Annotated in this window: 22 protein-coding genes and 1 pseudogene; 10 read left to right on the top strand and 13 right to left on the bottom strand. The window is 70.3% G+C overall.

The window, feature by feature from the left end; all coding sequences use genetic code 11:
- Nucleotides 1–39: 39 nt before the first annotated feature.
- A pseudogene (locus tag G6N14_RS19500) lies at nucleotides 40–405 on the top strand (NAD(P)/FAD-dependent oxidoreductase); the annotation flags it as partial.
- A 144-nt stretch (nucleotides 406–549) separates the two neighbouring features.
- Here G6N14_RS19500 and G6N14_RS19495 read toward each other — a convergent pair.
- From G6N14_RS19495 to thiO, 7 genes are all read right to left on the bottom strand, one after another.
- A complete protein-coding gene (locus tag G6N14_RS19495; RefSeq protein WP_163787267.1) occupies nucleotides 550–1,830 on the bottom strand; it encodes a TetR/AcrR family transcriptional regulator in 1,281 nt (426 codons plus the stop codon).
- Between the two features lie 101 nt (nucleotides 1,831–1,931).
- Nucleotides 1,932–3,389 carry a M28 family peptidase gene (locus G6N14_RS19490; protein ID WP_085136450.1) on the bottom strand — a complete coding sequence of 486 codons (1,458 nt, stop codon included), beginning with the start codon at nucleotides 3,387–3,389 and terminating at the stop codon, nucleotides 1,932–1,934.
- A complete protein-coding gene (locus G6N14_RS19485; protein ID WP_109559886.1) occupies nucleotides 3,386–4,885 on the bottom strand; it encodes a M28 family metallopeptidase in 1,500 nt (499 codons plus the stop codon). The genes G6N14_RS19490 and G6N14_RS19485 overlap by 4 nt, the downstream gene beginning before the upstream one ends.
- 36 nt (nucleotides 4,886–4,921) lie before the next feature.
- Nucleotides 4,922–5,680 carry an SGNH/GDSL hydrolase family protein gene (locus G6N14_RS19480; protein ID WP_085136449.1) on the bottom strand — a complete coding sequence of 253 codons (759 nt, stop codon included), beginning with the start codon at nucleotides 5,678–5,680 and terminating at the stop codon, nucleotides 4,922–4,924.
- 34 nt (nucleotides 5,681–5,714) lie between these two features.
- Nucleotides 5,715–6,476 carry a thiazole synthase gene (thiG, locus tag G6N14_RS19475; protein WP_085136448.1) on the bottom strand — a complete coding sequence of 254 codons (762 nt, stop codon included), beginning with the start codon at nucleotides 6,474–6,476 and terminating at the stop codon, nucleotides 5,715–5,717.
- Nucleotides 6,469–6,666 (bottom strand): sulfur carrier protein ThiS, encoded by a 198-nt coding sequence (gene thiS, locus G6N14_RS19470; RefSeq protein ID WP_046319713.1) that lies wholly within the window; start codon nucleotides 6,664–6,666, stop codon nucleotides 6,469–6,471. The genes thiG and thiS overlap by 8 nt, the downstream gene beginning before the upstream one ends.
- Nucleotides 6,667–6,716: 50 nt before the next feature.
- The gene (gene thiO, locus G6N14_RS19465) at nucleotides 6,717–7,733 is read right to left on the bottom strand and encodes a glycine oxidase ThiO (protein WP_085136447.1); all 1,017 of its coding nucleotides are present in this window, start codon (nucleotides 7,731–7,733) and stop codon (nucleotides 6,717–6,719) included.
- A 61-nt stretch (nucleotides 7,734–7,794) separates the two neighbouring features.
- On the opposite strand from thiO, the gene thiE reads away from it, so the two are divergent.
- Entirely contained in the window at nucleotides 7,795–8,484 is a 690-nt protein-coding gene (thiE, locus tag G6N14_RS19460; RefSeq protein ID WP_085136446.1) for a thiamine phosphate synthase, read from the top strand.
- A gap of 93 nt (nucleotides 8,485–8,577) precedes the next feature.
- Here the strand turns inward: thiE and G6N14_RS19455 are convergent, their stop codons facing one another.
- Complete coding sequence (locus G6N14_RS19455) at nucleotides 8,578–9,039, bottom strand: NUDIX hydrolase (protein WP_085126884.1); 462 nt, start codon at nucleotides 9,037–9,039, stop codon at nucleotides 8,578–8,580.
- A 165-nt stretch (nucleotides 9,040–9,204) separates the two neighbouring features.
- On the opposite strand from G6N14_RS19455, the gene glnX reads away from it, so the two are divergent.
- The 4 genes from glnX to G6N14_RS19435 are packed head-to-tail and all read left to right on the top strand — an operon-like array spanning nucleotide 9,205 to nucleotide 14,231.
- A complete protein-coding gene (gene glnX, locus G6N14_RS19450; protein ID WP_085126886.1) occupies nucleotides 9,205–10,524 on the top strand; it encodes a protein kinase G-activating protein GlnX in 1,320 nt (439 codons plus the stop codon).
- A complete protein-coding gene (locus G6N14_RS19445; RefSeq protein WP_109559869.1) occupies nucleotides 10,521–11,507 on the top strand; it encodes a glutamate ABC transporter substrate-binding protein in 987 nt (328 codons plus the stop codon). The genes glnX and G6N14_RS19445 overlap by 4 nt, the downstream gene beginning before the upstream one ends.
- Nucleotides 11,507–13,756: a serine/threonine-protein kinase PknG gene (locus G6N14_RS19440; RefSeq protein WP_085136730.1), complete on the top strand. Its 2,250-nt coding sequence runs from the start codon at nucleotides 11,507–11,509 to the stop codon at nucleotides 13,754–13,756. The genes G6N14_RS19445 and G6N14_RS19440 overlap by 1 nt, the downstream gene beginning before the upstream one ends.
- A 31-nt stretch (nucleotides 13,757–13,787) precedes the next feature.
- Nucleotides 13,788–14,231 carry a cupin domain-containing protein gene (locus G6N14_RS19435; RefSeq protein ID WP_085136445.1) on the top strand — a complete coding sequence of 148 codons (444 nt, stop codon included), beginning with the start codon at nucleotides 13,788–13,790 and terminating at the stop codon, nucleotides 14,229–14,231.
- Nucleotides 14,232–14,241: 10 nt separating this feature from the next.
- Here G6N14_RS19435 and fgd read toward each other — a convergent pair whose 3' ends face one another.
- Complete coding sequence (fgd, locus tag G6N14_RS19430) at nucleotides 14,242–15,252, bottom strand: glucose-6-phosphate dehydrogenase (coenzyme-F420) (RefSeq protein WP_046319696.1); 1,011 nt, start codon at nucleotides 15,250–15,252, stop codon at nucleotides 14,242–14,244.
- A gap of 43 nt (nucleotides 15,253–15,295) precedes the next feature.
- Here fgd and G6N14_RS19425 point away from each other — a divergent pair, with 43 nt between their 5' ends.
- Together G6N14_RS19425 and G6N14_RS19420 are read left to right on the top strand one after the other, a co-directional pair.
- Complete coding sequence (locus G6N14_RS19425) at nucleotides 15,296–16,051, top strand: MBL fold metallo-hydrolase (protein WP_085136444.1); 756 nt, start codon at nucleotides 15,296–15,298, stop codon at nucleotides 16,049–16,051.
- Nucleotides 16,052–16,268: 217 nt separating this feature from the next.
- A complete protein-coding gene (locus G6N14_RS19420; RefSeq protein ID WP_085136443.1) occupies nucleotides 16,269–16,664 on the top strand; it encodes a heme-binding protein in 396 nt (131 codons plus the stop codon).
- Between the two features lie 10 nt (nucleotides 16,665–16,674).
- Here G6N14_RS19420 and G6N14_RS19415 read toward each other — a convergent pair whose 3' ends face one another.
- Together G6N14_RS19415 and G6N14_RS19410 are read right to left on the bottom strand one after the other, a co-directional pair.
- The gene (locus G6N14_RS19415; RefSeq protein WP_085136442.1) at nucleotides 16,675–17,610 is read right to left on the bottom strand and encodes an SAM-dependent methyltransferase; all 936 of its coding nucleotides are present in this window, start codon (nucleotides 17,608–17,610) and stop codon (nucleotides 16,675–16,677) included.
- Nucleotides 17,611–17,614: 4 nt separating this feature from the next.
- Entirely contained in the window at nucleotides 17,615–18,295 is a 681-nt protein-coding gene (locus G6N14_RS19410; protein WP_085126895.1) for a potassium channel family protein, read from the bottom strand.
- 157 nt (nucleotides 18,296–18,452) lie between these two features.
- Between G6N14_RS19410 and G6N14_RS19405 the strand changes: the two genes are divergently transcribed.
- The gene (locus G6N14_RS19405) at nucleotides 18,453–19,949 is read left to right on the top strand and encodes a potassium/proton antiporter (protein ID WP_085136441.1); all 1,497 of its coding nucleotides are present in this window, start codon (nucleotides 18,453–18,455) and stop codon (nucleotides 19,947–19,949) included.
- A 67-nt stretch (nucleotides 19,950–20,016) separates the two neighbouring features.
- Here the strand turns inward: G6N14_RS19405 and G6N14_RS19400 are convergent, their stop codons facing one another.
- Both G6N14_RS19400 and G6N14_RS20675 read right to left on the bottom strand, forming a co-directional pair.
- Nucleotides 20,017–21,132 (bottom strand): alkaline phosphatase family protein, encoded by a 1,116-nt coding sequence (locus G6N14_RS19400; RefSeq protein WP_085136440.1) that lies wholly within the window; start codon nucleotides 21,130–21,132, stop codon nucleotides 20,017–20,019.
- A gap of 44 nt (nucleotides 21,133–21,176) precedes the next feature.
- A complete protein-coding gene (locus G6N14_RS20675; RefSeq protein ID WP_179960855.1) occupies nucleotides 21,177–21,680 on the bottom strand; it encodes a hypothetical protein in 504 nt (167 codons plus the stop codon).
- A 498-nt stretch (nucleotides 21,681–22,178) separates the two neighbouring features.
- Here G6N14_RS20675 and G6N14_RS19390 point away from each other — a divergent pair, with 498 nt between their 5' ends.
- Nucleotides 22,179–25,163 (top strand): PGRS repeat-containing protein, encoded by a 2,985-nt coding sequence (locus tag G6N14_RS19390; RefSeq protein WP_133054935.1) that lies wholly within the window; start codon nucleotides 22,179–22,181, stop codon nucleotides 25,161–25,163.
- Nucleotide 25,164: the final 1 nt, after the last annotated feature.

Below are 25,164 nucleotides of genomic sequence, written 5' to 3'. Positions count from 1 at the left end.
GCCTGCCCGCTGGGACTCCGAGCACAGCGCTGGCTGGTGGACGGGCGCAAGGCCAAGATCGACACACTGGTGCTGGCCACCGGTTTCGACATGTGGGAGGCCAACTTCCCGGCCATCGAGATCGTCGGGCGCGGCGGCCGCAACCTCGGAAAGTGCTGGCGCGAGACCCGTTTCCAGGCCTACCAGGGCGTGTCCATTCCGGCCTTCCCGAACTTCCTGAGCCTGGCCAGCCCGTATGCGTTCTGCGGCTTGTCGTTCTTCAACACCATGGAGTACCAGATGCGCCACATCGGCCGGTTGTTCGGCGAGCTGCCCAGCGGCGAAGCGACCTTGCTGCGGCCCACCACGGTGCGCAACGCGGTGCGCGACGGCTCCCACTTTCCGCTGGAGGACTACGAAATCGCCTGGTCCACCGGGCGGTTCAGCGAGGCTCGACGCAGGAGAGGCGAAGCTGGAACCGCCTCATAGGCCGGGCGGTTCAGCGAGGCTCGACGCAGGAGAGGCGAAGCTGGAACCGCCTCATAGGCCGGGCGAGTTCGCCGATCCGCGTCAGCTGATCCCGTCGAACACGATGGACTCCATCAGTCTGCGCAGGCAGGCCTGCGCGTAACCCGGTCCTCCGGCGAGGAATCCGGGACCGGGAATCTCGCCGCCTCGGGCCACCCGGCTCAAGTCGTCCACGAGTGCTGCCAGCGCGTGCACCAGGAACTTCGCGTGCTTGCGATCCAGCTCCGGCCGGATCGTCATGAGCGGCCGGGTCCAGGTTTCGATGAACGCTCGTTCGGAAGCGCGCAACAGTTCGCGCTCGGCGGGCGCCAGGTTGACCCGCTCGGTGTCATAGACCGACGCCAACTCGGGGTTGGCGAATACCGTGGCCACGTAGGCCTCGATCAACCGGCGCAGCGCCTCGTCCGGCTCGGCGAAGACACCGGCGATGGCCGACATCTCCCCGGCGATCCGGTCCACTGCGCGCTGCAGCCCGGTGGTCAAAATATCGCTCTTGCTGGAGAAGTAGCGGTAGACGCCGGACGCCGGCACGCCGACGGCGTCGGCGATCTCGGTCACGCCGGTCTCGGCATATCCCTGCTTGCCGAACAGCAGCACCGCCGAGTGCAGCAGCGCCTCGTAGGGGCCGGCGTCCGGGGTGAAGATGCGCCACACCGAGGGCCGGCTGACCACGATCTCGTCGGCTCGCGGCAGTTGCGCGGCGACCACGGATCGCGACGCGGCGATGAGCAGCGGCTTGATCTCGTCGTCCGGCAGTTGCAGCCGGTGCCCGATAATGCTGCGGGTGACGCTGACCAGCGCCACCGTCAGCGTCCACTGCTCCAGTGTGTTCAGTTCGGGACGCAGTACGGCGATCGGCCGTTTCAGGCGAGCACCGACCGTCTGCATCTGTGCCATGAGCTTGGTGTAGTCGTCGGACTGCAGATAGCGGGCCTGCCACCGGAACAGTCCGCTGGCCTCGCGGTTGATGATCGATGACGTGATGAGCCCGTCGATGATCCGGTCCAGCACGGCCGAGGGGTCGTCGTGCACCTCGCCATCGGACACCTCATCGACAAACGCCGTGGAATCCACCAACTGCTGGCCGAGCGAGCCGACGACGACCGCGAACATCTCGTACTTGCTGGGGTAGTGCCGGTAGAGCGCCGGCGCTGAGATCCCGACCTTGGAAGCGATCGCCTCCATGCTGGTGGCGTGGTAGCCCTGCGCGCTGAAGGTCTCCGCGGCAGCACGCGTGATCTGGGCCTTGCGATCTTTGGGGCGCCGCTTTATTCGGGCGCCATTACGGGCGACAGGGTCGTTCGTGGCACCTAGCGAGGTCACCACCCCCCGATCAACTCAGGTCAGCGTTGTCATGTGCACAGCATTATTAACACAGCCGGGTTAACGGCCTACAGCGGCCTCGGCGTTGAGTCCGCTTGTTCCTACGGCCCCATTGGCGCCCGCTGACGTTTGTCGCGGGCCGGGACCCCGTTGGGTCCGCCGATGGACTGCGCATAGTGTGCCACTGCGAACGCCGCTGCGGCGCCGGTTAGCTCCAACACGCCGCGATCGATGTGCTCGACGGTGTCCCCGGGACCGCGGTAGTTCGGGTCGAACGCCGCACCCGCCGTTCCGCCCCACAACCGGGCCTGCGCGGCGGTCTTGAGCCCAGACGCCCCGGTGGTGATCCCCCCGACCGGCACCCCGGCGAAGACGAACGGGCTGTAGTCGGTGTCACTGGACAGCGGCATATCGGCGGGCCGCACCCCGGCCAGATTGAGGTAGCCGGCCAGCGTGCGCTCGATTCCGGCCGAACCCAGCGGCACATCGGACGCGGCGATGTCGCGGCCCGGCAGCGCCGACTGGTCGCCGTCGTAGGTGAAGTACCCGGGGTTGGGCGACGCCAGCATGTCGAAGTCGAGGTAGAGCGCGATGTCGTTGAGCTCATCACGATCAAGCCCGAACACGTAGTCGCTGGAACCCCCAAGCCCTTGTTCGGCAGCACCCCAGAACGCGAACCGGACTGCGTTGGCCACCTCCGGTTGCGGCCCCAGCTGTAACGCCGTCTCCAACACTGCGGCCACGCCCGTACCGTTGTTGTTGATTCCCGGCCCGCCCCGTGCACCGTCGAGGTGCGCGCCCACCATCACCACGTCACGCTCGGAGCCGGTCTTCGTCTGCGCCAGGACATTCCGCGAGGTGGTCTTGACGGTTTCGCCGTCCAGCACCAGCTTCACCCGGCCGGTCGTGCGGCGCAACGCACCGTCCGCGTCGCGCCCGGCCACCGCGACCGGCATCCTGAGTTGGTCGTAGTAGTCGGGCGGAAACAATCCGGCGGGCGCTCCGGCGCGACTCGGCGGGCTCACCACCACCAGGGCCGCAGCTCCCCGTTGCGCTGCCGCATCCTGCTTGGCCACCACCGAACAGTCGGCATCGCCGACCACCGCGACCGCCCCGCGGGGCATGTCCGGCGGGTAGTCGGCGGCGGCGCAGCCCGACGGTCGCGCCGGCCGGATCACCGGGCCGCTGACCCCGCCGGCCGGCGTGCGCACCAGCAGCGACGCCTGGTCGACCGGATAGCCGATGCCGCCGACAGTCAGCGAGGGCCTGCCCGGCGAGGTGGTGTCCAACCTGGTCAGCTCCGGGGTGGTCACCTCGAAACCCCTGTCGCGCAGGGCATTGGCAACGTAGTCGGCGCTGGCGTCGAAGCCCGGCGTTCCGTCGGCCCGGTTCCCCTGGTGCCCGTCGGCGATCTCCTGCAGTCGCTGCAGGTGCACGAGCATGGCCGCCACGGTGACCTGTTCGGCGAGCCGGTCGGGCAGCAGCGGTTGGGCCGGCTCCGGCGAGCAGCCCGCCAGCACGCCGACGGCGACCAGCAGGACTCCCGCCGGGCGGATCATGGCTGGGTCAGAATGTGGCGGGTGCGGTCGTCGCGCACCGGAACTCCGTTGCGGCCACTGAGATCCTGCGCGTACAGCCCGATCGAGTAGGGCACACCGCGGCCATTGAGGGCCAGTTCGTCGCGGTCGATGTTGTCGATGTTGTCGCCCTTTTGGTGATAGTTCGGATCGAAGGGCTCGTCGGCGGTGCCGCCCCACAGCTCCGCTTCCTCAGCCGACTTCTTGGCCTCTGCGCCGGAGAACAGCCCGCCGGACGGAATACCGGCCTGGGTGAAGCCGTCATAGTCCGACCGGCCGTCGAACGAAGTGTCCTGCGGCTCTTTGCCGGCGGACTTGAGGTAGGCGGCCAGCGTCCGCTCGATACCGGCCGAACCTTCGGGCACCACGGGCTGACCCCGCTTGTCCAACGGCAGCGATTGGTCGCCGTCGTAGGTGAAATAGCCCGGATTCGGCGAACCCAGCATGTCGAAGTTCAGATACAGCGCGATGTCTTTGAGCTGCTCGACGTCGAGCGACTGGACGTACTTGCGCGATCCGATCAGGCCGAGCTCCTCGGCACCCCAGAAGCCGAACCGCACGGCGTTGTGCACGTCCGGCGAATGTCCCAGCTGCAGAGCGGTTTCCAGCACTGCGGCGACACCCGATCCGTTGTCGTTGATGCCCGGCCCCTCCGGAACGCTGTCCAGGTGCGCCCCGGCCATGACGACGTTGTCGGTGGCTCCGGTCTTGGTCTGGGCAATCACGTTGCGGGCCGGGATGTTGTCGGTGTGCGCGTCGAGTTTGACCGTCATGGGACCGTGTCCGGCGCGCAACATCGCTCCGTCAGCTTTCGTCACGCTCACCACCGGAACCTTGACCTCGGTCTGCTCGCCGAGCGTGCCGCCCATCTTGGGTTCGTCGACGCTGTCGGCAACCACCATCGCCACCGCGCCCAGTTCGACGGCCACGGCCATCTTCTCCTTGAACGGGCAGGTGCCGCGGTCTACCAGTACGACGGCGTTCTTGACCGCCAGCCCCTCATAGTCTTCGGCGCTGCAGCCCGGACTGTCGTCAGCCGGAGCGGCCACCAGCGGGCCGGTGACTCCCTCGGGCGGGGTGCCCAGGCTGTACATCAGGGCACGGGCCTCGACGGTCTTGCCGCCGAGCTGCACCGACCCGGGCTCGGATTTGAACACCCGGGCGACGAACTCCGGAGTCTGCACATCGAAGCCGTGCTCCCGCAGGCTGCCCGCCACGTATTCGACGCTGGCTTCGTAGCCAGGGGTGCCGACGGCGCGGGTGCCGTTGTTGGCATCGGCGATCTCCTGCAGCTTCTGCAGGTGGGCCATCATCGCGTCCACGGCGACCTTGTCGCGCAGGCCGTTGGCGAACTCCGCCGCCGCGGCGGGATCGGCTGCGTGCTCGACCCCGTCGGTGGTGCGGCTGCAGCCGGCGCCGAACAGTGCACTGACCAGCACGACGCTCAGGGCGGGGATCAACTTCGACTTGTACTCCACCGTGCCCACGTTAGTGGGTGCACATGGGGTATGGACTCAGGCCCGGCCGCCGCAGTGCACGGCGACCAACTCGGCGACCGCGGCCATCCCGGCGGCGTTGGGATGAAACGGCCACGGCCGCCACGGCAGCGGCAGTCCGGCGCCCACCGTCCATGGGCGCGCCGACCACGGATGGTGCTTGCGGCTGGCATGGCCGGCCCGGACGATCTCACAGCCGGTCGCGGCCGCCGCCACAGCGGTGTGGCGTTCCAGCGTGGTGGCGATGTGCCGGGCCAGGTCCACGACGCCGGCCGGCAGCCGGCCGGCCCGGAGCCCGGCCGGTGGCAGCAGAGTCAGGTAGTCGACGAAGATCACCCGCGCGTGCGGCGCCCGGTCCCGCACGGCTGCGCCCACCGCTCGCAGCGCCGCTTCGACCTCGCCCAGCGCCCGCTCGCGCTGCTGCGGATCGAGCAGGTTCGCGACAGCGGGCAGCCACTGCAATGCCACCGGCAACGTTGCAGCCATCAGCAGCGGCACATAGCCGACGTCGTTGCCGCCGATGGTGACGGTGACCAAAGATTCCGAACCGTCGAGGGCGTCGATCTGCGGTGGCGCGCCGTGTTGGCGCTCGCCGAGCAGATGGGCCGTGGTGGCGCCGGAGAACGTGACGTCGACCAGATCGAGGTTCAACGCCCGGGCGACCAGGTGCGGGTAGTTGCGCGCGGAGCGGCCCGAGGCCCGGGGCGCCCCGATGGCGCGGGGACGGATTCCGGGACCTGCCGCCATCGAACTTCCCAGGGCAACATAGCGGTTCACGCCCGCCGGCCTGCCCGGACGCGGCCGGTCGGCCTCATAGGGCCGGGCTCGACGCCTGTGCCCAGAACCGCTTGGGGATGCGGCCGGCGCGGCGCGCCAGATACCCGGCGGTGACGGCGGCCGCCATGGCCGCGGCCATCGCCGGCGGGTCGGCCGCCCTGGTCACCGCGGTGGCCAGCAACACCGCGTCGCACCCAAGCTCCATGGCCAGTGCCGCATCACTGGCCGTGCCGATTCCGGCGTCGAGCACCACGGGCACCCCGGCCGCCGCGACGATCATCTCGATGCTGTGCGGGTTGGCGATGCCCAGGCCGGTGCCGATCGGCGAGCCCAGCGGCATCACGGCCGCGCATCCGGCGTCCTCGAGCCGGCGGGCCAGCACCGGGTCGTCATTGGTGTAGGGCAGAACGACAAACCCGTCGTCGACCAATTGCTCTGCAGCACGAACCAGTTCGATGCCGTCGGGCAGTAGCGTGCGCTCGTCGCCGATGACCTCCAGCTTGACCCATTCGGTGCCGAGGGCCTCACGCGCCAGCTGGGCGGTCAGCACCGCCTCGGCGGCACTGCGGCAGCCGGCGGTGTTGGGCAGCGGCGTGATTCCCAGCCGGTTCAGCAGATCCAGCATGCCGGTTCCGCCTTCGGCGTCGACGCGGCGCATCGCGACGGTGGTCAGCTCCGTACCGGACGCCACCAGCGCCTCTTCCAGGGCGGTAAGACTCTGCGCCCCACCGGTTCCCATGATGAGCCGAGAGCTGAACTCCCGGCCGGCGATAGTCAGCTTCGAGGCGTCAACCACCTTGCACCGCCGTCACCACATCGAGCCGGGCACCGTCGGACAGCGGGGTGGACCATCGCGACTTCGGCAGCACCGCCTCATCGACCGCCACCGCGATCCCGCGGTCGGGATACCCCATCGAAGCCAGCAGCGCCGCGACCGTGGTCTGCTCGGCCACTTCCACCGCCTTCTGATTGACATTGACGATCATGCGCCGCTCCTCCTCATCGCTTCGCTCTGCATCGTCGGCGCCGCGGATGATCATTGCTGCACTCCCACTGGAAGTAATTCGGACACAACCTGTTCAGCGGTCCACGGTGCCAGCAGGAACCCGTTGCGGCCATGTCCGGCCGCCACCACCGTCCGCGCATCGAGCCGGTGCACCAGCGGCAGGTTGTCCGGGGTCATCGGTCGCAGGCCCGCGGCGCACTCGGCCAGCTCGTACTCCCCCAGCGCCGGGACCAGCGCGCAGGCATCGTCGAGCAGGTCGCGGACCCCGGAGACCGCGGGCGCGGTGTCCCGGCCGTGTTCGTACTGGGTGGCGCCCACCACCACGCCGTCCGGGCGCGGCACCAGGTAGACCGCGCGGCCGTGTACCCGGGCGCGGATCACCCGCCGCGGCGGGGGCAGGCAGCCCTTGCGCCAGCGCAGCCGCAACACCTCCCCCTTGACCGGCCGGATCGGCAGACCGGGCCACAGCGCCGGGGCGTCGATCCCGTTGGCGATCACCACAGCGTCATCGGCGGCCACCTCGGCCAAGTCATGCACCGGCGGAGCCCAGCACACCCCGAGTTCCGCACAGGCGCCGACCAGCGCGCCCACCACCGCGCGGTTGTCGACCGCCAGCTCGGTGGGGGCGCGGAATCCGTGCCGAATGCCGCCGGCCAGCAGCGGTTCGACGTCGCGGGCCGCAGACTCCCAGAACACCGGGTGGCCCTGCGCGGACAACCAATCGGCGACCCTGCGCAGGTCGGCCACGTCGGCGCGGTCGGCGGCCACCACCAGCGACTCGCGTGCGGTGACCAGCTCAACGGGCAGCCCGTCGAGGAAGTCGTGCCACAGCTCCAGGGAGCGCAGGCCAAGCCGCAGCTGCTGCTCCTCGCCCGGCCAGCCCTCGCTGTGCGGGGCCAACATGCCACCGGCCACCCAGGACGCGCCGAACTCGGCGGTGCGGTGCACCCGCACCGTCCACCCGGCACGGGCAGCCTGCCGCGCCACCGACAGCCCGATGACGCCGCCGCCGATCACGGCCAGCGAACCGAGCGAGGGTGCGGGCATGCGCTGCTCCCTTCCACCTGCTCGCGTGTCAACACACCAAGCTAGCCGCTAGCGTCGCGGTGTGCATAAACGCTCCGACCGTCCGTCCCGCCTCGATCGGCTTGCCCAGGCCCGGCTCTACCTGTGCACCGATGCCCGCCGGGAACGCGGCGACCTGGCCGAGTTCGCCGACGCCGCACTGGCCGGTGGCGTGGACATCATCCAGCTGCGGGACAAGGGTTCGGCGGGCGAGCAGCGGTTCGGCCCGCTGGAGGCGCGGGGCGAATTGGCGGCGTGCGAGATCCTGGCCGACGCCGCACGCCGGCACGGGGCTCTGCTGGCGGTCAACGACCGCGCCGACATCGCCCGCGCCGCGGGTGCCGACGTCCTGCACCTGGGCCAGGACGATCTGCCCCTGCCAGACGCCCGCGAGATCGTCGGACCCGACGTGCTGATCGGGCGCTCCACCCACGACCGCGACCAGGTCGGCACGGCGCTGGTCGAGGCGGTCGACTACTACTGCACCGGGCCGTGCTGGCCCACCCCGACCAAGCCGGGCCGCTCCGCACCGGGACTGGAGCTGGTGCGCTTCGCCGCGGACCGCCACGACCCCAAGCCGTGGTTCGCCATCGGCGGGATCGACCTCGACCGGCTCGGCGAGGTGGTCGCGGCCGGGGCCAGCCGGGTGGTGGTGGTGCGGGCGATCACCGCCGCCGAGGATCCGCGCGCGGCCGCTGCCGCCCTGCGGGCGGGGTTGGCAGACACTCGATGATCCCGGCGCCGCCGAACGTGCACTGAGACCGAGATTTCCCCGCATTTCTCGCCCTGAGTGCACGTTCGCCGCGGCCGGGCGGCGGCCGCCAGCTCAATACCCGCGCAACAACTCCCAGCTGGCGGCGAAACCCGGGTGCAACGGCATCCCGGCGACCTCATGTTCATCCACCCAACGCAGTTCGGTGCTCTCGCCGTTGGGCACCACCGGGAGCAGTTCGTCGGCGTCGGCGACCACGGTGGTGTAGGTCCAGCTGGTTCCGCTGGCCGATGCGGTCACCACCGCGGCCCGCACCACGATCCGATCCGCGGGCAGGCCGGCCTCTTCCTGCGCCTCGCGGATGGCGGCCTCTTCGGCGGTTTCGTGGCTGTCGCGAGCACCACCGGGCAATGCCCAGGTCCCGCCCTGATGGCTCCACCAGGCGCGATGCTGCAGCAACACGGTGCGCACACCGTCTGGACGCGGTGCCCTCAGCAGCAGACCTGCCGCACCATGCCGGCCCCAAAACCGGGCGCCGGTGTCGGAGAACGCCCACCCATCGCCGTCACCACGCACGCCTGGAAGCGTATCGGCACTGGCAAGGTCTCGGTTCTGGCGAGATCGCGCGACGTTTTCGACACCAACCGCATCGAGAGTCCCCGCGGACACCGCCTGCGCTCTTAGAATCCTTTTACTATCGTTGGTGCCGCGAGCAGCCGCAGAGATGGAGTCCGATCAGACGTGACCGTTGAGTTGGCGCACCCGTCAACCGAGCCGGCGGGGTCGCGGTCGCCCAACGAACCGGCCCGACCCCGCTGGTGGTTCTTCACCACCACACCCGGACGCATTCTGGCCATCGGACTCATCCTCGCCGCCCTCGGCGGAATCAGCGCCTTCGCCACCGCCACCACCATCAACAACCGGCAGAACACCCTGACCACAGTGCTCAACCACACCGAGCCGTTGGCGTACGCCGCCGGGCAGCTCTACACCACCCTGTCGGTTGCCGACGCCGCGGCGGCCACCGCGTTCATCGCCCAGGGTGAGCCGCGGGCGGTGCGGGAGCGCTATGAACAGGCCATCACCGCCGCGGCGGTGGCGGTGACCCGGGCTTCGGGGGGCCTCGACGACGAGCCGCTGCTGCTACTGCTCGGCCGGATCAACGCGCAGCTGGCCGTATACACCGGCCTGATCGAGACGGCGCGGACCAACAATCGATCCGGCGATCCGGTCGGTTCCTCCTACCTGTCGGAAGCCTCCGAGCTGATGCAGCACACCATCCTTCCCGACGCCCAGCGTCTCTACCAGGCGACCTCGGCGGCGGTGGATCAGCAGACCACGGCGTCCACGCGGGTGCCGGCCCCGGTGATCCTGGTGGTGGCGACCACCGTGCTGTTCGGGGCTTTCGCCCACCGCTGGCTGGCCCGGCACACCCGGCGCCGGATCAACCCCGGCCTGGTCGCCGGCGGCCTGGCGATCCTGCTCATGATCATCTGGGTCGGCACGGTGCTGGTGATCTCCACCGCGGGCAGCCGCAATGCCAAAGACACCGGGGCCGAATCGCTCAAGGCGATCACCAACCTGGCGATCACCGCGCAGCAGGCGCGCGCCGACGAGACGCTGTCACTGATCCGGCGCGGTGACGAGGAGACCCGCAAGCAGACTTTCTACCAGCGCATCGACACCATGCAGCAGCAGCTGGAGTCCTACCTGGAGCGCGCCGACGCCGTGGACAAGGCGGATTTGGCCAACGCCGGGCAGCTGCTGGCGCGCTGGCGCCAGGCCAACGACCGGATGAACGCCTACATCGGCGTCGGCAACTACCGGGCCGCCACCCAGGTGGCGCTGGGCGGCAGCGGCGACGACTCGACACCGGCGTTCGACCAGCTCGACGCGGCGCTGGACAAGGCACTGCAGCACAGCCGCAACCAGCTGCGTGGCGATGTCCTCAACGCCCGTCGGGTACTGTCGGTGGCCCCGGTGGGGGGCGCGGTGCTCAGCATGGGCGCCGCGATCGCGGTCGCGCTCGGGTTGTGGCCTCGACTGAACGAGTACAGATGATGATCCGCCGTCGGCCCCGTTTCCTGCTCGCCGCGCTGAGCACGGCGTTGGTGTTGTCCGGCCTCACCGCCTGCGGGCGCACCGAGTTCGTGACCGCGACGGCGATGCCCACGTTGCCGCCGCCCACCCCGGCCGGCATGGAGGAACTGGCGCCCGAGGCGCCGCGCCCGCCGGAGCCGCGCACCGAGGACTGCGACGCCACCGCCAGCCTGCGGCCCTTCCATACCAAGGCCGAAGCCGATGCGGCGGTGGCCAAGATCCGTCAGCGCGGCCGGCTGGTGGTCGGCCTGGACATCGGCAGCAACCTGTTCAGCTTCCGCGATCCGATCACCGGGGAGATCACCGGCTTCGACGTCGACATCGCCGGCGAGGTGGCCCGCGACATCTTCGGTACACCGACGCAAGTCGAGTACCGAATCCTGGCGTCGGCCGAACGGATTGCGGCGCTGCAGAAATCCGAGGTCGATATCGTGGTCAAGACCATGAGTATCACCTGCCGCCGCCGGGAACTGGTGAACTTCTCGACGGTGTATCTGGTCGCCAACCAGCGTCTGCTGGTGCCGCGCGACTCCGCGATCCGCCAGGCCTCGGACCTGTCGGGCAAGCGGGTCTGTGTGGCGCAGGGCACCACCTCGCTGCGCCGCATCCGCGACATCGCACCGGCGCCGATCATCGTTTCGGTGGTGAACTGGGCCGACTGCCTGGTGGCGCTGCAACAGCGCCAGGTCGACGCCGTCAGCACCGATGACTCCATCCTGGCTGGTCTGATGGCGCAGGACCCCTACCTGCACATCGTCGGGCCGTCCATGGACGAGGAGCCCTACGGCATCGGGATCAAGCTGGACAACACCGGGCTGGTGCGCTTCGTCAACGGCACGCTGGAGCGAATCCGCCGCGACGGGACCTGGAACACCCTGTACCGCAAGTGGTTGACGGTGCTCGGGCCGGCCCCGGTGCCCCCTGCCCCGAGGTATTCGGACTGATGACCGCCCGCGACCACGACGACGCACACCGCGGCGATGCCGAGGCCGACGACGACGGCCCGGCCACCCAGCGAGCGGAGGTGCTGGCCGAGTCGTCGTCGGTGCGCCGGCCGATGTCGACCCAGGCGATCTTCCGTCCCCGGGAGGGTTCGAACACCCCGGGCTCCGGCGATTCGCACCAGACGGTGGTGCGCACCGTCGCGCCGCGACGCCGGTTGGGCGGTGGCCTGGTGGAGATCCCCCGCGTTCCCGAGATCGATCCGCTTGCGGCGCTCATGGTCGATCCCGAGGTCGCCGAGTCCAAGCGCTTCTGCTGGAACTGCGGCCGGCCGGTGGGCCGGTCCACCGGTGCGGCCAAGGGCGCCGCGGAAGGTTGGTGCCCGCACTGCGGAAGTCCGTACTCCTTTTTGCCGCAGCTGAAACCGGGCGACATGGTGGCCGGACAATACGAGATCAAGGGCTGCGTGGCCCACGGTGGTCTGGGGTGGGTGTATCTGGCGGTCGACCACAACGTCAACGAGCGCCCGGTGGTGCTCAAGGGCCTGGTGCATTCCGGCGACGCCGAAGCCCAGGCCATCGCGATGGCCGAGCGGCAGTTCCTCGCCGCGGTCACCCATCCCTCGATCGTCAAGATCTTCAACTTCGTCCAGCACCCGGATTCCCACGGCGATCCGGTCGGCTACATCGTGATGGAATACGTCGGCGGGCAGTCGCTCAAACAGCGCCGCGATACCCGGCTGCCGGTCGCGCAGGCCATCGCTTACATGCTGGAAATCCTTCCCGCGCTGGGATACCTGCACTCGCTGGGGTTGACCTACAACGACCTCAAGCCGGAGAACATCGTGTTGACGGCCGAGCAGCTGAAGCTGATCGACCTCGGCGCGGTGGCACGCATCAACTCGTTCGGCTACCTCTACGGCACCCCGGGCTTCCAGGCGCCCGACATCGTCCGCACCGGGCCCACCGTGGCCACCGACATCTACACCGTGGGCCGGACCCTGGCCGCGCTCACCCTCAAGCTGCGCACCCGCGACGGCCGCTACGTCGACGGCCTGCCCGACGACGACCCCGTCTTGAAGAAGTACGACTCCTACCGGCGGCTGCTGCGCCGCGCCATCGATCCCGACCCGCGCCGGCGGTTCACCTCCGCAGAGGAGATGTCCGCGCAGCTGATGGGCGTGCTGCGCGAGGTGGTCGCCCGCGACACCGGTACACCCCGTCCGGGGCTTTCCACCGTGTTCACCCGTTCCCGGTCCACCTTCGGCGTGCATCTGCTGGTGGCGCACACCGACGTCTACCTCGACGGGCACGTGCACTCCCAGAACCTGACCGCACGCGAGATCGTCACCGCGTTGCAGGTGCCGCTGATCGACCCAGGGGACGTCGCCGCCCCGCTGTTGTCGTCGATGGAGCTCAGCGAGCCGGTGCAGACGCTGGAGTCGCTGCGCGCCGTGCGGAACAGTTCGCTGGACTCCGAGGGTATCGACTTGTCGGCGTCCGCCGGACTGCCGTTGATGGAGGTGCGCGCCCTGCTCGATCTGGGCAACGTCACCAAAGCCACCAGCAAGCTCGACGAACTGGCCGAGCAGGTGGGGTGGCAATGGCGGCTGGTGTGGTTCCGCGGGGTGGCCGAGCTGCTCACCGGGGACTACGAGGCAGCCCGCAAGGATTTCACCGAGGTGCTCGACATGTTCCCCGGCGAGCTGGCACCCAAGATGGCCCTGGCCGCCACCGCCGAGCTGGCCGGGACCGAAGACGAGCGCGGCTTCTATGAGGCGGTGTGGCGCACCGACGACAGCGTCATCTCCGCCGCCTTCGGTTTGGCGCGCGCCCTGTCTGTGGAGGGCGACCGGACCGCGGCGGTTCGCACCCTTGACGAAGTTCCGGCCACCTCAAGACATTTCACCACTGCGCGGTTGACCAGTGCGGTGACGCTGCTGTCGGGACGGTCGTCCAGCGAGATCACCGAGGCACAGATCCGCGATGCCGCACGCCGGGTCGAGGCATTGCCGGACACCGAACCGCGCGTGCTGCAGATCCGGGCGCTGGTCCTGGGCGCGGCCATGGACTGGCTGACCGAACACGAGGCCAGCACCAACCACATCCTCGGATTCCCGTTCACCGAGCACGGGCTGCGGCTCGGGGTGGAGATGGCGCTGCGTGCCCTGGCCCGGCTGGCGCCCACCCAGGAGCATCGCTATCGGCTGGTCGACACCGCGAACGCGGTGCGGCCCATGAGCACGTTCTAGCTCGCCCGCCGGTGTGAAACGATAACTGGCCATGAGCAGCCGGCTTCGGGAAGTTTCCGCGTTATCGGCGCTCGTGGCGGCCGCCGTGTCCTCGGCCGCGCTGCCGCCGAGCGCCACCGCCACGCCCAGCGACCAGACCAACGGGGTGACCCTGTCGCACACCACGGTCGACGGCCGCGACTACCTGCTGCGCGAGATCACCATCGAACCCGGCGGCAGCACCGGCTGGCACTGGCACGACGGCACCGTGTTCGGGGTGGTCCGGCAGGGCACGTTGACCCACAACCGCGCCGACTGCAGCCTCGACGGCGTCTACGGTCCCGGCGACCCCATCACCGAGCCCGGCGGGCCGGCGCACGCACACATCGGCCGCAACCTGGGCTCCACCCCGGTGGTGATGCAGGCGGTCTATCTGTTGCCGATCGGCGCCCCGCTGTTCGAGGACGCGGCCGATCCCGGGTGCGGCTACGCCTGAGGGCGTGGCCTCAGGCCAGCCGGCGCAGCCGCGGCTCGAGATCGGTGGCGAACAGTTCCAGGAAGCGCCGTTGGTCGTGGCCGGGCGCGTGGAAGACCAGGTGATTGAGTCCCCACTTCACATACTGGCCGACCTGTTCCACGGCATCGTCGGGGTCTGAGGCCACGATCCAGCGCTTGGCGATCTGCTCGATCGGCAGCGCGTCGGCGGCCTTCTCCATCTCGATCGGGTCGTCGATGGAGTGCTTCTGTTCGGCGCTCAGCGACAACGGCGCCCAGAACCGCGTGTTGTTCAACGCCAGTTCGGGGTCCGGGTCGTAGGAGATCTTGATCTCGATCATCTTGTCGATCGCGTCGGCGTCGCGCTCGGCGGCCGCTGCGCCTTCCAGCACCGCCGGCATCAGCTTGTCGGTGTAGAGCTCCGCGCCCTTGCCCGAGGTGCAGATGAAGCCGTCGCCGGCGCGCCCCGCATACTTGGCCACCGCCGGCCCACCGGCCGCGATGTAGACCGGGACCCCGCCCTCGGGCACGTCGTAGATCGAGGCGCCCTTGAGCTTGTAGTAGTCGCCGTCGAAATCCACCCGGTCGCCGCGCCACAGTTCGCGCATCAGCCGCACCGACTCGCGCAGCCGCCCGAACCGCTCCTTGAACTCGGGCCACTCGCCGGTGAAGCCGGTGGCGATCTCGTTCAAGGCCTCGCCGGTTCCGACACCGAGAAAGATGCGCTGCGGATACAGGCAGCTCATCGTCGCGAACGCCTGCGCGACGACGGCGGGGTTGTACCGGAACGTCGGGGTCAGCACCGAGGTGCCCAACTGGATTTTGTGCGTGCGCTCGCCGACCGCGGTCATCCACGCCAACGAGAAGGGGGCGTGCCCGCCCTCGTGACGCCAGGGCTGGAAATGGTCGCTGACGGTGGCACTGTCCATGCCGTGCGCTTCGGCGGCTACGCCCAGTTCCACCAGTTCGCGAGGTCCGAACTGTTCCGCCGATGCCTTGTACCCGAGTTTCAGTTGCGCCATTCCACCTTTTCTACTCTCCCGTCCCCTTTCTAAACTCACGGGCATGGGTGAGAAGCTCGTCGAACTTGTTCCGGTGACCGAGCACGTGCATGTGGCCCGCGGCGAAGCCGTCAATTGGCTGCTGGTCGCCGACGACACCGGCGTGATGCTGATCGACGCCGGCTACCCCGGCGATCGCACCGATGTGCTGGCGTCGCTGGGTGCGCTGGGCTTTGCGCCCGGCGATGTGCGTGCGGTGTTGCTCACCCACGCCCACGTCGATCATTTCGGTGCGGCGGTCTGGCTGGCGAAAACGTACGGCACCCCGGTCTACTGTCACGCCGAGGAGGTCGGCCACGCCAAACGCGAGTACCTGGAGCAGGTCTCGCCGTTGGCGCTGGGTGCGCGCCTGTGGCGGCCGAGCTGGGCGCTGTGGACCGCGCACGTGGTGCGCAGCGGCGGCCTGAGCCGCGAGGGGATTCCGTCGGCGCAACCGCTGACCGGTGAGGTCGCCGCCGAATTGCCGGGAAAGCCGATCGCCATCCCCACCCCCGGGCACACCCGAGGGCATTGCTCGTATCTGGTCGACGGTGTCTTGGCCAGCGGGGACGCCCTGATCACCGGTCACCCGGTCCTGGCCCACTCCGGACCGCAGCTGTTGCCCGCGCTGTTCAGCTACAGCCAGCAGGACAGTGTTCGCAGCCTCAGTGCGCTGGCGCTGCTGGAGACCGAGATCCTGGCGCCCGGCCACGGCGATGTCTGGCACGGGCCCATCCAGGAGGCCGCCGAGGCCGCGATCGCCCGGGCGGGCAAACTTTAAGGTCACAATCGGATAAGCGCCGACCACGGACATTAAGAACGGGTCTTAGCGTCGGTCTCCGCACCTGCGGGTGCTTGGGACGAAATCGCCGACATCTGCCGCAAACGCCCGCGGTCACCTGGGATCGGGGCGCGTCGGGACGCACGGCGCCGCCGTGGGCCGCGCGTACGTTGGGCTTCGGACGGGAATCGCACTCACAACCCGGAAGGAAGCCTTCATGCCGAAAGCACACGGCCTCACCAGGATTCGCCGATTCTCTTTGGGAGCCGGACTCTGCGGCGCTACCGTTGCCGCCGTGGTCGGCGCCCCAACGGCTGTGGCAACGCCGGACTGCAGTCCGGCTGGGGTGTCCAACACGGTGAACGCGGTCACCGGTTCAGCCCAGCAGTATTTGGCCACCCACCCCGGAGCCGGCGCCGTGGTGAACCACGCCGTCGGATTGCCTCGGCCGCAGGCCGCCGCCGACATCCGCAACTACTTCACCGCTCACCCCCAGGAGTACTTCGAACTGCGGGGGATTCTGGCACCGATCGGGGAGACCCAGCGTCAATGCAACACCACGGCACTTCCGCCCGAATTGGCTTCGGCCTACGCGGAATTCATGGCGGGATGACGCCGGCCGGTCAGTTCCGGCTGGCCGCAAGGTAGCGGATGGCCGCGAGTGCGCCATCGAGCTCACGCTCGGAAAGCCGGGGCAACCGCGCCGCCGCGAACACCTGCGCTATGCCGGAATCGCTGGTAGTCCAGCCACTTTCGGTGAGATGCCGCACCACGTCGGTGTGCTCTCCGGAGTAGATGGGTCCCGGCCCGGTGACGCTCAGGCCGCGTCGTCGCCACCCGTCGACGAGGGACTGCTGGTGCACCGCCTGGGGCCGGCTCGGGGGCACCGCGTGATCGGCCGCGAGCCTGCTGCCCGCGGCACTGAGTTCGGTCACACCGTCGAGCAATCGGTTCTGCGCATCCGAGGCCAGCTGCCAGACCAGCAGTCCCTCGAGGACCCACACCGTGGGCGCGGCAACGTCGAAGCCCACCCGCCGCAGCGCCTGCGGCCAGTCACCGCGCAGGTCCACCCCCACGGCCCGGCGGTCGACGCTGGGGGTGGCGCCCCAGGTGCGCATCGTGGCGGTCTTGAAGTCCACGACATGCGGATGGTCGACCTCGTAAACGGTGGTCTCCGGTGGCCACCACAGCCGGTAGGCACGGGTGTCCAGCCCCGCCCCCAAGATCACCGCCTGGCGGATGCCGCCGCGGGCCGCGTCGGTGAAGAACACGTCGAAGTAGTGGGTTCGCGCCGCGGAGAACTCCGCGAGCCGGGGAAACCCGCCGTCTTTGCCCAGCCCGCTGATGTCCAGGTCGCCGTCGGCCATCCGAATGCAGAACTGCAGGCCCACCTTGTGCATCAGCGGGGCCGCGAAGGGGTCGTTGATCAGGCCGCGCGACACCGCCGCGGCCCGCGCGGCCGCCACTACCGTGGCCATGACCCCGGCATCGCCGGCAAGGCTCCCGGCGTCGTCGCGCCCGGTGGGCGTCGCGCTGACGGGTGCCGGCCGCAGCGGCATGGCGTCAATACGACCTTCTGCCGGCGGGCACACCGTGCACCACCGCACGCACCTCGTCGTCGGTCCCGGTCGCCGCGGCGAACAGCATCTCGTCTCCAGCCTGCAGCTCATCGGTCGCGCGCGGCAGGATCACCCGGTCGCCCCGCTGCACCACGACCAGGGCCGCGCCCTCGGGCAGCTCGATATCGCAGACCCGCCGGCCGATCAGCGGGTTGTCGTCGGGCAGCGTCAGTTTCGTCAGGCTGGCCTGACCGCGCTGCAAGGCCATCAACGGCACCAGATGACCGACGTCGATGGCGCCCTCCACCGCGGCGACCATCGCCCGCGGGGTGGAGACCGCGACGTCGATACCCCACTCCTCGGTGAACAGGGACTCGTTGCGGGCGTTGTTGACCCGAGCCACCACCCGCGCCACCCCGAACTCCGCCTTGGCCAGCAACGCCGTGGCCAGGTTGGCCTTGTCGTCACCGGTGGCAGCGATCACCACATCGCACATCTCGATGCCGCATTCCCGCAGCGAGCTCAGCTCGCAGGCGTCGGCCAGCAGCCACTCTGCCTCCGGGACGGTGCTGGGCCGGTAGTGATCGGGGTTGCGCTCGATCAGCAGCACCCGGTGGCCGTCACCGATCAACTCTCTGGCGACCGATCGCCCGACCGCGCCGGCGCCGGCGATCCCGATGCGCATGCTGACTCCCCTCGTCCCCGGGCTGGCCCCGGCCATTACGGGCGTAACACGGTTGTGACAGAGGTACTGATTTACTGACACCTAACACGAACCCGCTGCCCCTGAGCGAATCACACCGGCGGGTCCGACCGCCACCAACAGCCCGAACGGGGAGCAGATGAGCCTGGAACAGCTCTACATAGCTCTGCTGATCGGGGGCTTGGTATTGCTGGCCAGCATCATCGCCACCCGCGCGGCTGATCGGGTCGGATTGCCCAGCCTGTTGCTGTTCCTGTTCGTCGGGGTGGCGATCGGAAACGACGGCCTGGGCCTGGACTTCTCCGATGTGCAACTGGCCAGCGACCTGGGCACCACCGCGCTGGCGGTGATCCTGGTCGAAGGCGGTCTGACGACCCGCTTCGCCAACATCCGCCGATTGTTGGCGCCGGCGGCCGTGCTGGCCACCGTCGGCGTCGCGGTCAGCATGGCAGTGATCGCGGTGGCCGCGCACCTGCTCCTGGGTCTCAGTTGGCAGCTGTCCTTCCTGCTCGGCGCGATCGTGTCGCCCACCGACGCCGCCGCCGTGTTCTCCATCCTGCGCGTGCTGCCGCTGCCACGGCGAGTGGCCGGCCTGTTGGAAGCCGAGTCCGGTTTCAACGACGCGCCGGCGGCGATCGTGGTGCTGATGCTGAGCACCACCCCACTGGTGATCGACCCGGTCCACGCCGTCGGCAGCGTGTTCTATGAGCTGGTGGCCGGCTCGGCTATCGGCCTGATCGCCGGGCTGCTCGGCGCGATGATGCTGCGCCGTGCTGCGCTGCCGGCGTCCGGTCTGTACCCCTTGGCGACGTTCGGGCTGGCGATGGTGGCGTTCGCCGCGGCCTCCTCGGCGCATGCCAGCGGTTTCATCGCGGCATACCTGTCCGGCGTGGTGCTGGCGAACTCCGGCCTGCCGCACCGGGCGGCCATCCGCTCGTTCGCCGAGGGCCTGGGCTGGCTGGCGCAGATCGGGCTGTTCGTGTTGCTCGGGCTGTTGGTCAGCCCCAGCCAGTTGTCCGGGGAGCTGGTGCCGGGGCTGATCGTCGGGGCGGTGCTACTGCTGTTGAGCCGGCCGTTGTCGGTGGTGGCTTCGCTGATCTGGTTCCGGGTGCCGTGGCGTGAGCAGATCTTCCTGTCCTGGGCAGGCCTGCGCGGCGCGGTGCCGATCGTGCTCGCCACTTTCCCCATCGTGGAGGGCGTCCCGGACAGTTATCGCCTGCTCAACATCGTCTTCATCCTGGTCGTGGTCTACACCGTGGTGCAGGGTCCCAGCCTGGGACTGGTCGCGCATTGGCTGCACCTGATCTCGCGCGACAGCACCCGGGAGATCCAGGTGGAGGCCGCGCCGCTGGACGTCCTGGAGGCGGAGCTGTTGACGATGACGGTGCAGCCCGGCTCGAAGTTGCACAACGTCTCGGTGCTCGAGTTGCGGCTGCCCGATCCGAGCGTCATCACCTTGATCATCCGCAACGGCGACACCTTCGTGCCCCAACCCGACACCCGTATCACTGTCGGCGATGAACTGCTGATCGTCACCACCACCAAGACCCGCGTGTCGGCCGAACGCCGGCTGCGGGCAGTCAGCCGGCGCGGCAAGCTGGCCCACTGGTTCGACGAGTACGGCGACTCTGAGTAACCGCGCCACCCGCTGACTCTGCGTGTACCGGGTAGAAGTGCGAGTGGACTGCCTGGTGGGCGCAGAGTCAACGGGAGAAGACGATCAGGGGTATCGCCGTCTCCTCCGGCGCCAACCCGCCGTGGAAGCCGACCAGTTGTGCCGCCTGCGGCGGCTCGTGCGCGGTCGCCAGAATCGCGTTGTCGCCGGTGCAGGTCACCACGATGTCGCCGATGCGCGCTAAGTGCTCGTCGCGGACCGGCCCGAAAACCCCAGAGGCCACCGCCTGCTCGCGGGTCTGCACCGACGCCCGGCCCGCCAGCCGCTCGGTCCAGGCCGCCAGCACGTCGGCCGTGGCACCGGGTTCGGTGTGCAGGTAGCGCACCCGCGGCTCACCGGCGACCATCCGGATCCCGGCACGCAGCGCCGGGTCGGCATCGAGGTCGAGGCGCGCCGCATCGGGCACGTTGATGCCGCCGTGGTCGGCGGTGACCATCAGCACGGTATCGCCGGGCAGCTCCTCGAGCAGATGCCCCAGCAGCGCATCGACCTTGGCGGCTGCGGCATGCCAGTGCGATGAGCCGATCCCCGACACGTGTGCGGCGTGGTCGAGCGCGGCGGTGTAGCCGTAGACCAGTCCCGGGGAATCGAGCGCCTCGACGAACCGCTGCACGTAGGGCTGGCCTTTGGCCACCGGACGAAACTCTGCGCCCCGATAAGCGGACTCGGTCAAACCGCTGCCGATGAACATCTCCGGCAGCACTGCGCGGGCACTCACCCCGGCGGCGCGCAGTCGCTCGAACCAGGTGGGTACGGGCTGCCAGAGCGCCGGTGACGGCTCGTCCCCCCAGTAGATGTGCGTCAGCACCTGCTCGGTCCCGGGAATGTTGACGGTGAAGCCCAGCACGCCGTGCTCGCCCGGCGATACGCCGGTACCCAGGGAGACCAGGCTGGTGGGCGTGGTGGAGGGAAAGGTACTGCGCAGTTCGATCAGGTGGCCGGTGGAGCCGGCCAGCACCGCGGACAGCAACGGCGCATCCCTGGCCAGCTGCGGCAACAGGTGATAACCCAGCCCATCGACGAGCACCACCGCCACCCGTTGCACGTCGCCGACAGGCTCGCGCAGACCGAGCGTGTCGGTCGCGCCGGGAACGCCCAGCAGAGCTGCCGCGGACGGCAGGATGTCGCAGATCGAACCTGGCACCGGTTCAGACTGCCATCGCGCGGCTCAGCGCCGCAGCCGACCTCCTACTCGGCGCCGGTTTCTTTGGGCAGGGGGGCGCTGTGCTTGGCGGCGCTGGCGTTCGTCTTGGTCTTGCTGTGGGCGGGCGCCGGGTTACTGGGGCCGCCCCCACCACCGCCGGAGCCCCCGCTGCCGCCGCTGCCGGCGCCGGGCATGTTGAATTTCGGCAGGCTCGGCGGATCGCCGGAATCGTCGGTCGCAGGCGAGTCCCCCGGCCGGGTGGTGTCGCCGGGAGCGTCGGAGTCAGCGGGTGCGCGGCGTAGCACCTCTTCGAGCTGGGCCAGCGGGTCGGCGTCGGAAGTACGGAAGTCCAGCGGTGCGTCGGGCAGGTTGGCCACGAGGGCAGGGTCTGCGCCGGCCACGCCGAACAGGGTGTCCAGCATGTCGTCGAAGTCGGCCTGCGCCGTCGGTGCGGCCAGCAGCCACAGTCCCGCGGACATCACGGTCGCCGATATCCGGGCACGCACCGCTCTCCCGCGGCCCGATCCACCCCGGCGGGGACTGCTCATCCGCGACGTCCTTCCTGACTTCTGCGCGCCGGCGATGCTGCGCCGGGCGTGGAAGAACGTAGCCGTTTCCCGCCCGGTCAGGCGACCCCTGAAGCCCCTCCGACGGCAATGTTCAAATTCCGTTCACTTTCCGTCATCCGGATGGTCATCGCGCGCGCAGAATCGCCCATTTCCCTTGGTGCAGCGCGCAATTGAGACGCCCATCACAACCAGGCGCCGATGCGCTCGCGGCACACCATTCGCGTTTTCCGACAGCCGATGCCGCGGCTGCGATCCGGTTGTCGCAGAGCGACGATTGGCGGCATCAAAAAGTCACGGTGATCAATAAAAGGAATGGCGGCTTTGCCCGGCGGTGCCGCTTGGGACTCCGTCACCCTTTGCATTGACCAACGCCGGCCAGTCAGCGCACTGCGAAATTACTTAAGTTACGGTAAATTCCGGATCACAACTGATCCGGTTCGGTGTTGCCGCCGCGACCGCCCCCATTGAGAGGCCATTATGTCGCGTCGACGCAAGATCGCCCACCGCCGCCGGGGACTCGCCATGGGGGTGCCGGCGGCCGTGCTGGCCCTGGGGCTGAGCCCGCTGGTGTGGGTACCCACCGCCAACGCCGACTTGGAAGATCTCCTCGACCCGAGTTACTGGTTCGAACCGGCCAACTGGTCGGACTCCAGCAGCTTCGGCGATGTCGGCAGCGCGGTGTTCGAGCCGGGCGCCCTGGGCTTTGGGGATCTCTCGAGCTGGTTCGACGGTCTGGGCGCGGCCGACTACAGCTTCGCCGCCTTCAGCCTCGACGACTTCGCCCAGAGCATCTATCTGCAGGTGCACACCGGCATGCAGGACTGGATGTCCAGCTCGTTCGGGCAGCAGCTCGGCGATCTGATCAACCCACTGTTTTCCTCCGACACGGTGTGCGGACTGATCTGCAACGGCGTCGACGGCACCGAGATCGACCCCGACGGCGGCACCGGCGGCTGGTTGTTCGGCGACGGCGGCGCGGGATATGACTCCGACATCGCCGGGATAGCCGGCGGCGACGGCGGCGCGGCCGGCTGGTTCGGGAACGGCGGGGCCGGCGGGATCGGTGGCGACGGCGCCGACGGCGGCGACGGCGGCACCAGCGGAACGCTGATCGGCTTCGGCGGTGCCGGCGGCGAGGGTGGCGCGGGTCTGGCCGGGGCCAACGGCGGCGACGGCGGCGACGGCGGCGACGCGGTCGGGAAGTGGTTCTCCTTCGGCGGCGTCGGCGGCAACGGCGGCACCGGCGGCGACGCGCTGGACGGCGCAGGCGGGGCCGGCGGCCGCGGCGGCGAGGGGGGCACCGCCGGCCCGAACGGCCCGGTCGCCGACGGCTCGAGGCCGGCGATCGGGGCCCGGCTGTTCAAGATCGGCGGCGCCGGGGGCACCGGCGGCGCCGGTGGTAGCGGCCTGACCGGCGGCGCGGGGGGCACCGGCGGCGACGGCGGCTTGTCGTGGGCACGATACGGCGGGATCGTCGGCGGGGCTGGCGGTGATGGTGGCACCGGCGGCGATGCCACCGAGGTGGCCGGCGCGGGCGGCAACGGCGGCCTGGGCGGCGGCACCTTCGCACTGTTCGGGGGCACCGGCGCCACCGGAGGCCAGGGCGGCGCCGGTGGCGCCGTCAACGGCGACCTGGCCACCGCAGGAGCCGGCGGCATCGGCGGGCAGGGCGGCACCACCCTCGCGATCTTCGGCGGAAGCGGCGGGGCAGGCGGTAACGGTGGTGCCGGCGGAGCCGCCGATGGCGCCGGCAGCACGGCAGGCGCGGGCGGCGACGGGGGCTTCGGGGGCATCGGCGGATTCCTGTTCGGCGGACAGGGCGGGACCGGCGGCACCGGCGGGTCCGGCGGCGCGGTCACGGGCGCCAACAGCGTCGGCGGCGCGGGCGGCGACGGGGGTGGCGGCGGACTGGGCGGAGTGGTCAGCGGTGGTAGCGCCGGCACCGGCGGCGCCGGAGGAACGGGCGGCGCCAGCACCGGTACCGGCGGCACCGCGGGCGACGGCGGTGCCGGCGGCAATGCCGGTTCGCTCGGCAGCGTCTTCGGCTCGCCCGACCAGTTGGGTGCCGCCCTCACCCAACTCTCGGTCATGTCCGGCAGATCGCCGGAGGAAGTGCAAGCCCGGCTCGACGAGCTCACCGGACTGCCCGGGCTGGCTGGAAATCCGCTGGCCGCACTGACCTCGGCTTTCGGGGGCACCGGCGCTGATGGCGGTGCCGGCGGAACCGGCGGCAACGCCAGCGGCGCCGGCGGGCACGCCGGTGACGGCGGGCATGGCGGCGACGGCAGCGGCGGCAGCCTGCTGGGCAGCTCGGGTATGCCGGGGACTGGTGGCCGCGGCGGTGACGGTGGCGGCGCCAGCGGCACCGACGCTCTCGCCGGCAACGGCGGAAACGGCGGAAACGGCGCATCGGCCGGCCTGTTCTCCGGCGACGGAGGCAACGGCGGAAACGGCGGGACGGGCGGAGACGGCACCGGCGGTGCAGCCGCCGGGTACGGCGGCGCGGGCGGCGCCGGCGGCGCGGGTTCTTTCTTCAACGGCACCGGCGGCAACGGCGGAACAGGTGGGGCCGGGGGCGGCAGCAACGGCGGAGTTGTCGGCCAGGGCGGTGCCGGCGGCAGCGGCGCCGCCGGGATCGGTGGCTTCTTCGACGGACTCGGCAATATCGCCAACGGCGGCACCCCGCCGCCGCTCGGCACGGGTGGTGGCGGCGGTGGCGGCGGTGGCGGTGCTGGTAACGCCGGTACCGGCGGCAATGGTGGTGCCGGCGGTGCCGGTGTCCAGTCCGCCGGCGGCCAGGGCGGCACCGGGGGCGCCGGAATCGACGGCGGGACCGGAGGCACCGGCGGCGCCGGCGCCAAGGGCGGCCTCCTGCCTGCCATCGGCGGCGGCGTCGCCGGCGGCACCGGCGGCAACGGGGGTGCCGGAATCGGTAGCGGCAGCACCGGCGGCACCGGCGGCACCGGCGGCGTGAGCACCACCGCGCAGGGCGGTGCCGGCGGAAACGGCGGCGCTGGGCTGGACGGCGGCACCGGCGGGGCCGGCGGGACCGGCGGAGACGCCGGCCTCAGCGGCCGGAACCACACGACGCCGGGCGACGACTCGACTGACTCCACCACCCAGCCGGGAGGTGCCGGCGGCACCGGTGGCGCCGGCGGCGACGGCGGCCTTGGCAATTCGGCGGCCGATGGCGGCGACGGGGGTGCCGGCGGCAACGGCGGTAACGGCGCACACGCCACCGAGACCGGCCCCGGTGGGGCTGGCGGCGCGGGCGGCGCCGGCGGCACCGGCGGCCAGATCGGCCCGAAGGGCGACGGCAACGGCGGACCCGGCGGCAACGGCGCCGACGGCGAGCCCGATGGTGTGACCGGTGCGGCGGGCGGCACCGGCGGGACCGGCGGGGCCGACGGAACCCCGGGCGCGCCCGGGACACCCAGCGCAGGCTCCGACAGCCCAAGCTGAC

Source organism: Mycolicibacter hiberniae (assembly GCF_010729485.1).
In the GTDB taxonomy this organism is placed as follows: domain Bacteria; phylum Actinomycetota; class Actinomycetes; order Mycobacteriales; family Mycobacteriaceae; genus Mycobacterium; species Mycobacterium hiberniae.
The sequence above is the reverse complement of the archived record's forward strand: the minus strand, read 5'-3'. Positions and strand labels throughout refer to the sequence as shown.